The organism is Nocardioides sp., assembly GCF_036401255.1.
In the GTDB taxonomy this organism is placed as follows: domain Bacteria; phylum Actinomycetota; class Actinomycetes; order Propionibacteriales; family Nocardioidaceae; genus Nocardioides.
In genome coordinates this window covers 1-7403 of record NZ_DASWVI010000394.1, presented here as the reverse complement: position 1 = coordinate 7403, position 7403 = coordinate 1, and the positions used below count along the sequence as shown (strand labels likewise).

General features: G+C 73.7%; 7 protein-coding genes. 5 read left to right on the top strand and 2 right to left on the bottom strand.

Annotated features, from left to right (window positions below; all coding sequences use genetic code 11):
• The first annotated feature begins 37 nt into the window (after positions 1 to 37).
• Positions 38 to 1456 (top strand): glycosyltransferase family 87 protein, encoded by a 1419-nt coding sequence (locus VGD85_RS18395; RefSeq protein ID WP_331064879.1) that lies wholly within the window; start codon positions 38 to 40, stop codon positions 1454 to 1456.
• Positions 1457 to 1537: 81 nt separating this feature from the next.
• Here the strand turns inward: VGD85_RS18395 and VGD85_RS18390 are convergent, their stop codons facing one another.
• Together VGD85_RS18390 and VGD85_RS18385 are read right to left on the bottom strand one after the other, a co-directional pair.
• Complete coding sequence (locus VGD85_RS18390) at positions 1538 to 2593, bottom strand: alanine racemase (protein ID WP_331064878.1); 1056 nt, start codon at positions 2591 to 2593, stop codon at positions 1538 to 1540.
• Positions 2590 to 3714 (bottom strand): lipid II:glycine glycyltransferase FemX, encoded by a 1125-nt coding sequence (locus VGD85_RS18385; protein ID WP_331064877.1) that lies wholly within the window; start codon positions 3712 to 3714, stop codon positions 2590 to 2592. The genes VGD85_RS18390 and VGD85_RS18385 overlap by 4 nt, the downstream gene beginning before the upstream one ends.
• 214 nt (positions 3715 to 3928) lie before the next feature.
• Between VGD85_RS18385 and VGD85_RS18380 the strand changes: the two genes are divergently transcribed.
• The 4 genes from VGD85_RS18380 to VGD85_RS18365 all read left to right on the top strand — a co-directional run.
• Positions 3929 to 4564: a sigma-70 family RNA polymerase sigma factor gene (locus VGD85_RS18380; RefSeq protein ID WP_331064876.1), complete on the top strand. Its 636-nt coding sequence runs from the start codon at positions 3929 to 3931 to the stop codon at positions 4562 to 4564.
• Positions 4564 to 5025, top strand: a complete 462-nt coding sequence (locus VGD85_RS18375; RefSeq protein ID WP_331064875.1) for a hypothetical protein — start codon at positions 4564 to 4566, stop codon at positions 5023 to 5025. The genes VGD85_RS18380 and VGD85_RS18375 overlap by 1 nt, the downstream gene beginning before the upstream one ends.
• A gap of 13 nt (positions 5026 to 5038) precedes the next feature.
• Positions 5039 to 6643, top strand: a complete 1605-nt coding sequence (locus VGD85_RS18370; protein ID WP_331064874.1) for a S8/S53 family peptidase — start codon at positions 5039 to 5041, stop codon at positions 6641 to 6643.
• Between the two features lie 43 nt (positions 6644 to 6686).
• The coding region (locus tag VGD85_RS18365; protein WP_331064873.1) for a tetratricopeptide repeat protein at positions 6687 to 7403 on the top strand (717 nt) is incomplete at its 3' end.

Here is a 7403-nt window from a genome sequence, read left to right as displayed (position 1 = left end):
GCCGAGCGGGCGCGGGGGGCGGCCCGGCCCGTCCTGGGTGCATCCCACCCAGGACGACCCGGTGGCCGCCGCGCTCAGCGACCGGATCGGCGGGCCGGTCGGGACCCGTGCCGGGCGGCACCCGTGGTGGACCCCGGTGCGGGTGCTGCTCGCCCTGACCGCGATCGTGCTGGCGCTCGGCATGGTGCAGAAGAGCAGCTGCTACCAGGACACCTGGCAGGACGGGCAGGCCCGCTACACCCACATGTGCTACTCCGACCTGCCCTACCTCTACACCGGTCGGGGCTTCGCCGAGCTGAACTGGCCCTACAGCGACGACGCCCAGGTGCGCGCTCGCTACGAGGTGATGGAGTACCCCGCGGGCATCTCCTACTGGGCGTGGGGCGCCGCCCACGTCACCCACTGGCTCAACGGCTCCCCCGACCTCTCTACGCGCTACGGCCAGTCGGTCGGCGACATGTCCGCGCAGCCGGAGGTACGCCGGGAGATGCGCATCTTCGTGATCGTCAACGCCCTCGGTTTCGCGGTGCTGACGCTGCTCGCGGCGTGGCTGCTGGCCGGGGTCTCGCCGCGGCGGCCGTGGGACGCGGCAGCGTTCGCCCTCTCACCCGCGCTGGTGCTGACCGGCCTGGTCAACTGGGACCTGGTGGCGGTGGTCTTCGTCGCCGGGGCGTTGTGGGCCTGGACCCGCGACCGGCCGTTGCTCACCGGCGTGCTGATCGGGCTGGGTACGGCGGTGAAGCTGTACCCGCTGTTCCTCCTCGGCGGGGTGCTGGTGATCTGCCTGCGCCAGCGGCGACTGCGCCCGCTCGTCACCTCGACCCTCGCCGCGGCCGGCGCGTGGGTGCTGGCCAACGCGCCGGCGTACCTCTCCGGACCGGAGCAGTGGAAGGTCTTCTGGAGCTTCAACTCCGACCGCGGCGCCGACCTCGGCTCGATCTGGATGGTCGTGCAGCAGGCGTTGGACCGGCCCGGCGACGCGTTCGCGTTCGACCCGCACACGATCAACGTCGGGTCGTGGCTGTTCTTCGGTTTGTGGTGCGTCGGCGTGCTGCTCATCGGGTTGCGCGCGCCGGCCACGCCGCGGCTGGCACAGCTGGGCTTCCTCGTCGTCGCGGGGTTCCTGCTCGTCAACAAGGTGTACTCGCCCCAGTACGTGCTGTGGCTGCTGCCGCTGGCGGTGCTGGCGCGGCCGCGGTGGCGCGACCTGATCGTCTGGCAGGCCGGCGAGGCGCTCTACTTCGCGGCGGTGTGGTGGTACCTCGGCGGCTTCCTCGCCCCGGCCTCCGGCGGGGACGCCGGGTTCTACTGGGCCGCGATCCTGCTCCGGCTGGCCGCGGAGCTCTACCTGGTCGCGATGGTGGTCCGCGACATCTGGGCGCCGCGCCACGACCCGGTCCGCGCGACGGCGTACGTCGCCCTTCCGGCACCCGCGCTAGCCACCCCTCGTTTGTAACGCGGGGTTGTTGGATCTGGTGACCCCCTTACAGCAGGGTTCCCAGATCCACTAACCCCGCGTTACAACCAGGGGCGCCGGTCAGCTCACGACGACCCGGTCGAACGCGGTGGCGGTGTAGCGCACCCGCACGTCGACCTCGTCGCCGACGGCCGGCACGCGGGCGCCGTGGGGGAGGAACAGCATCGAGGCCTGCATGTGCGGCGGCTCGGCGAACAGCCGCTGCTTGCCATCGATCGAGAACGGCGAGCGCACGAAACCGGCCGCGTCGAGGCCGCCGCGGGCCAAGGTGGCGGCGCGGGCCTTGAGGCTGGCGTCGCCGGTCGGCGCCTCGAGCCCGATGCCGTGGGCGGTGCCGCCGCTGACGATGAGGATGTGCCCGGCCTTGGGCGCGGTGCGCTGCCGGTAGCCGAACGCGTCGCCGCGCTCGACCGGGTGCACGTCGAGCACGGTCGCCGTGACCCGCAGTGCGCCCCGGTCGCCGAGCCACAGGTCGGTGCCGACCCGCGGGCGGAACGTGAAGTCGGGGTACGCCGCACGCAGCACCCCCAGCTCGTCGGCCGAGAGGTGGCTGACCCACACCGTGTCCAGCGGCAGCTCGGTCGCGACCACGTCGTTCATCAGCCGCTGCACCTCCGAGAGGTGCGCGCCGCGCGAGAGCGGCAGGTGCAGGGCCACGCCGCGCACCCGCGCCCTCGGGTGGTCGGCCAGGATCCGCGGAGTGCTCCACAGCTCGCGGGCGGTCATCCCGTGGCGCAGCATGCTGGTGGCCCGCTCGAGCACGATCCGGGCGTCGGGCTGGCGGCCGAGCAGGTCGCCGAGGTCCTCGGGACGGCTCACTGTGTGGATCACCCGGGCGGCGAGCGCGGGGTCGAGCTCGACCGCCGCCCCGAACGGCCGCCAGGGGGTGAGCACGAGCAGGTCGCCGTCGTAGCGGCTCGCGACCTCGGGCAGCTCGTCGTAGGTGCCGACGGCCAACGTGTCCACGCCCAGCCATTGGGCCTTGCGGGCCAGCCGGCCGAGCGTGAACCCGTAGCCGTTGCCCTTCGCGACCGGCACCAGGCCGGGCGTCGCCTCCGCGACGGCCCGCAGGTGGGCGCGCCAGCGGTCGCCGTCGACGCTCAGCGTGAGGCTCATCCGCGCCTCTTCATGTACATGGCGAACGCCGCGTAGAGCGCCCGGTTGAGCGGCAGGTCCCACTCGCCGACGTACTCGACGGCCTCGCCGCCGGTGCCCACCTTGAACTGGATCAGCCCCAGGTGCGGGTCGTCGGAGGCCAGGGTGTCGGTGATGCCGCGCAGGTCGTAGACGTCGGCGCCGGCGGCGATCGCGTCGCGGATCATCTGCCACTGGATCGCGTTGGAGCCGCGGACCTCGCGCTTGTCGGTGGAGGAGGCGCCGTAGGAGTACCACGCGTGCGCGCCGACGCGGATGCCGATCGTGGCCGCGACGAGCGTGCCCTCGTGGCGGGCGCTGTAGAGCCGGATCCGGTCGGGGTCCTCGGACCCGAGCGCCCCGACCATCGTCTGGAAGTACGACAGCGGCCGCGGGGTGAAGTGGTCGCGCTCGGCGGTGTGCACGTAGAGCTCGTGGAACGCCCCGAGGTCGGCGGCCGCCTCGGCACCGGCGGTCGAGACCACCTCGACGCCCTCCTTGGCGGCCTTCTTGATGTTGCGCCGCCACAGCTGGTTCATCCCGGCGAGCACGTCGTCCTCGGTGCGACCGGCCAGCGGCACCTGGAAGACGTACTGCGGCTGCCCGGCGGCGAACCCGCCCTCGACGGCCTGCGCCCGCCAGCCCAGATCGATGAGCTGGGAGGTCACCCGCGCGCCGGAGTGGGTGCGCTCGGTCGGGGGCAGGTCGCCGAGCCGGCGTACGCCGTCGTCGGCGATGCCGGCCTTGATCGCGGCGGCGTCCCAGCGCCGGGTCACGACGGGCGGGCCCATCCGGACGCCGAACGCCCCCCGCGCGCCCAGGTGGGCCGCCATCGGGGCGAGCCACTCGCGCAGGTCCTCGGCCTCCCAGTCGATCACCGGGCCCTCGGGGAGGTAGGCGAGGAACCGCTTGACCTTGGGCAGCTGGCGGTAGAGCACCAGCGCCGCACCGACGAGCTCGTCCCCGCGGAACCAGCCGATCGACTCGCGCCGCCACTCCGCCTTCACGTGCCCCCACGCGGGGGTCTGCAGGAAGCTCGCGGAACGCCGGCCGGCCAGGAGCGCGAGGTGGTCGCTCTCGGGGATCTCGCGGACGCTCAGCACCCGGCCACGCTACCGAACGGGCCGGAGCTCGGCGCGAGGTACCCATCCGGGCCATGGCGCCCGGCGGCCCGGGCGCGCCACGATGTCCTCGACAGGTGAAGAACAGGCACAGACCAGGTATCTGAGCGCGTCTCCCCGACTCCTGGGAGCCGTGATCATGACCGAGCGACTGGCCGGGCGACCGGGCGGGCGGCACAGGGGAGCGACACGATCCATGAGCGGCATCGGGGCCGTGCGGCCGTCGGGTCAGGCCGGCCCCACCGACCAGGTGTGGCAGCGGGCGACCGACGGCTTCAACCGCTGGGTTGCGGGGGAACCCAGCGGTCTGGACGACCTGGTGGCCGTGATGACGCCCGTGCTGTGGCACGTCGTCCGCTCCTACCGGCTCTCGGAGACCGCGGCGGAGGACGTCATCCAGACGACCTGGCTGGCGTTGGTACGCCGCCGGGCGGCGATCCTCGACCCGACCGCGATCGGGGGCTGGCTGACGACCACCGCGCGCCGCGAGGCCTGGCGGGTCGCGCAGGCGACGTCCGCCGCCGTGCCGGCCGACGACGAGGACCTCGCGCCGATGCTGCCGCGGCAGCGCTCCGCGGAGGACGCCGTCGTCCAGCGTGACGAGGGCGACCGGCTCTGGGCCGCGGTCGACGGGCTGCCCGAGCGGTGCCGGCGGCTGCTGCGGATCGTCGCGTTCGAGAACCGGCCGGACTACCGCGAGCTGGCGGCCGACCTGGGCATGCCGGTGGGGAGCATCGGCCCCACCCGGGGCCGGTGCCTGGCGAAGCTGCGGGTGGCGCTGGTGCAGGCCGGCGCGACCGGAACGGCTGCCATGGAAACGGGGGAGTACTGATGAGCGAGCTGAGCCGGGAGGCCCTGCTGGGGATCGTCCGGGACGTGTGGGAGCGCCGCGACCCGGTGCCCGAGCACCTCGTCTCGGCCATGCAGGCGACGGCGGCGATGGCCGCCAGCGACCTGGACGCCGAGCTGATGGAGCTCGTCGAGCGGTCCACCGAGCTGGTCGGGGCGCGCGGGTCGACGGCGTACACGCTGCGGTTCGTGCACGACGACACCGACCTGCTGCTGCGGGTCGCCGTCGACGGCGACCGCTCGCGCGTCGACGGGTGGGTGGTCCCGCCCGAACCGATGACCGTGCGGGCGCTGCCCGGCGAGGTGCCGACGCCCTACGCTGCGGTCGTCACGGAATCCGGTCGCTTCGAGCTCACCGACCTGCCGCTCGGGCTGCTGCGCCTAAGGCTCGAGCCCCACGACACCACCCGTCCGGCGTTCGCCACGCCGACGTTCGAGATCTAGGAGCCCCTCCGCCATGGAGCAGCAGCCCGAGCAGAAGCCTCCGTCCCGTCCCCGACCCAAGCCGCTCGACCGGGACCCGGCGCCGCCGCACCCGTCCGCCATCGCGGTGGTGGAGGGCCGGGTGCTCGACCCGGCCACCGCGATCAGTGTCAAGGGCGTCACCCCGCGCCCGACCGTGTACGTCGGACCGCGCCTGCTGATCTCGAAGTCCGTGGACGTCGCGGGAGCGGTGCGGGTGCTCGAGGCGGTGGCGAAGCCACTCGGCTGGGAGATCGAGCTCGAGCCGGAGGATCCGCGGACCGCGAACCTCCGGTTCGGGCTCCGGCGTGCCCGCATCGTGCTGGGCGGCGCTTCGGCGGCGACCGCGCCGGACGGCTGGACGCTGCTGCAGCAGACCCGCGCCCAGTTCGGGGTGGACGCCGTCCGGGGCGTCGGCCTCGACCACGTCGTCACCGGCCGGGAGGTCGGGTCCAACCCGTACGACCTGTCGCACCCGTACGACCTGTCGCACCCCTACGACCTGTCGCACCCCTACGACCTCTCCCACCCGAGCGCCAACGGGGGGTCGCCCGCGCTGGCGACGTACGCGCGCCCGGGGAGCGGAGGCCGGCAGCCGGTCGCCTACGTCGGCCCCCGGCCGCACCGCCGCGCCGACACGAGCATCGGCGGTCGGCGTCCTGTGGTCGCCATCCTCGACACCGGCTGCGCCAGCCACCCGTGGCTGGACGACGTCGTGCGGGAGGACGTCGGGCTCGACGGGCTCGCCATCGGCTACACCGACGCGGCCACCGACCCCGAGGAGCACGGGGACCTGATCGGTCCGCTGGACGGGTCGATCGACCCGCTGTCGGGCCACGGGACGTTCATCGCCGGTCTCGTGCACCAGGGCTGCCCGGACGCGGACATCCTGTCGTGGCGGGTGGTCCCGTCCGCCGGGCCGATCGTCGAGTCCGACTGGATCGCGGCGCTCGCCCAGATCGCCGAGCTGGTCCGGCGCGACCGCGACGGGGAGCCCGGTGGGTTCGGGATCGACGTGCTGAGCCTGTCGATGGGGTACTACCACGAGACGCCCGAGGACCTGCTCTTCGACCCGACCCTCTACGACATCCTCGCCGACCTCGGTCGCAATGGTGTCGTCGTGGTGTGCTCGGCGGGCAACGACGCGACCAGCCGCCCGTCCTTCCCGGCCGCATTCGGCCCGTGGAGCGACGGCAACGGGCCCGTCCCGACGGACCCGGACTGCGTCCCGATCGTGTCGGTCGGTGCGCTCAACCCCAACCGGCGTACCGACGCACTGTTCAGCAACACCGGCCCGTGGGTGCGCAGCTATGTCCCGGGAGCGGCCGTCATGAGCACCATGCCGGGCTTCGAGGGCGGGCTGCTCCCCGTCGGACGGACGGTGGCCTTCGGCCGCTGGCGCGAGTCGATCGACCCGGACGACTACCGGGGCGGCTTCGGCGTGTGGAGCGGCACCTCGTTCGCGGCCCCGCTGATGGCCGGGGTGGTCGCAGCGGCTCTGTGCGCTCCGCTCGACGACCCGGACCACGCCGACACCAGGAGCGGGTGCGTCCGCCGTGGTTGGAGTGTCGTGGAGCAGGTCACGGAGATCACGCGATGATGGCGGGGTGCTAGCGCCGGAGGAACTCCACGCTCGTGGCGTCGTGCTCATCAACCGCGGGCAGGTTCGGCGGGCCCGGCCCCTCCTCGAGAGCGCCCTCGCGCGGGCGCGCGAACCCGACCTGCGCGCGCGGATCGAGGCGAGCCTGGCGTACGTGGCCGCCGAGACCGGCGAGCCGGACGCGGCCCTCGCGATGTGCGACCGGGCGCTGGAGCGTGGCGGGATCACGACCGCGGCGCGCGGGATCCTGGCCAACCAGCGCGCGCTGCTGCTGATGCGCCGCGGCGAGACCGGGAGCGCGCTGCAGGCGTTCGCCGAGGCCCTCGACGCTCTGGACGACCCGGCCGAGCTCGGCAAGGCCCACGTCAACCGCGGCAACGTCTACCTCCAACAGGCCCGGCCGCGAGACGCCGCCGACGACTACGCGAGCGCCGTCACCGAGCTCCAGAGGGCCGGTCGGGAGACCGATGCCGCGATGGCCGAGCACAACCTCGGGTACGCCGCCTTCCTGGCTGGCGACATGGTCGGTGCCCTGCGCCACATGGACGCCGCGCGACGGGTGCTCGCGGACGTGAGCCCCGTGGTGCGCGCCATCGGGGACCAGGACCGCGCCGAGGTCCTGCTCGCGTCCGGCCTGCTCACCGAGGGCACCGAGCTGCTGCGTCACGCGGCCCGGGACTACGGCGACCGGCGGCTCCGCCAGCGTCAGGGTGAGGCCGAGCTGGTCCTCGCCAGGCACCTCGCGATCGTGGACCCGTCC

What these genes read in the sequence shown, in the direction of transcription:
- VGD85_RS18375 (WP_331064875.1), top strand. Translation starts at nt 4,564, where the DNA reads ATGAGCGAGCTGAGCCGGGAGGCCCTGCTGGGGATCGTCCGGGACGTG.
- VGD85_RS18380 (WP_331064876.1), top strand. Translation starts at nt 3,929, where the DNA reads ATGAGCGGCATCGGGGCCGTGCGGCCGTCGGGTCAGGCCGGCCCCACC.
- VGD85_RS18370 (WP_331064874.1), top strand. Translation starts at nt 5,039, where the DNA reads ATGGAGCAGCAGCCCGAGCAGAAGCCTCCGTCCCGTCCCCGACCCAAG.
- VGD85_RS18390 (WP_331064878.1), bottom strand. Translation starts at nt 2,593, where the DNA reads ATGAGCCTCACGCTGAGCGTCGACGGCGACCGCTGGCGCGCCCACCTG.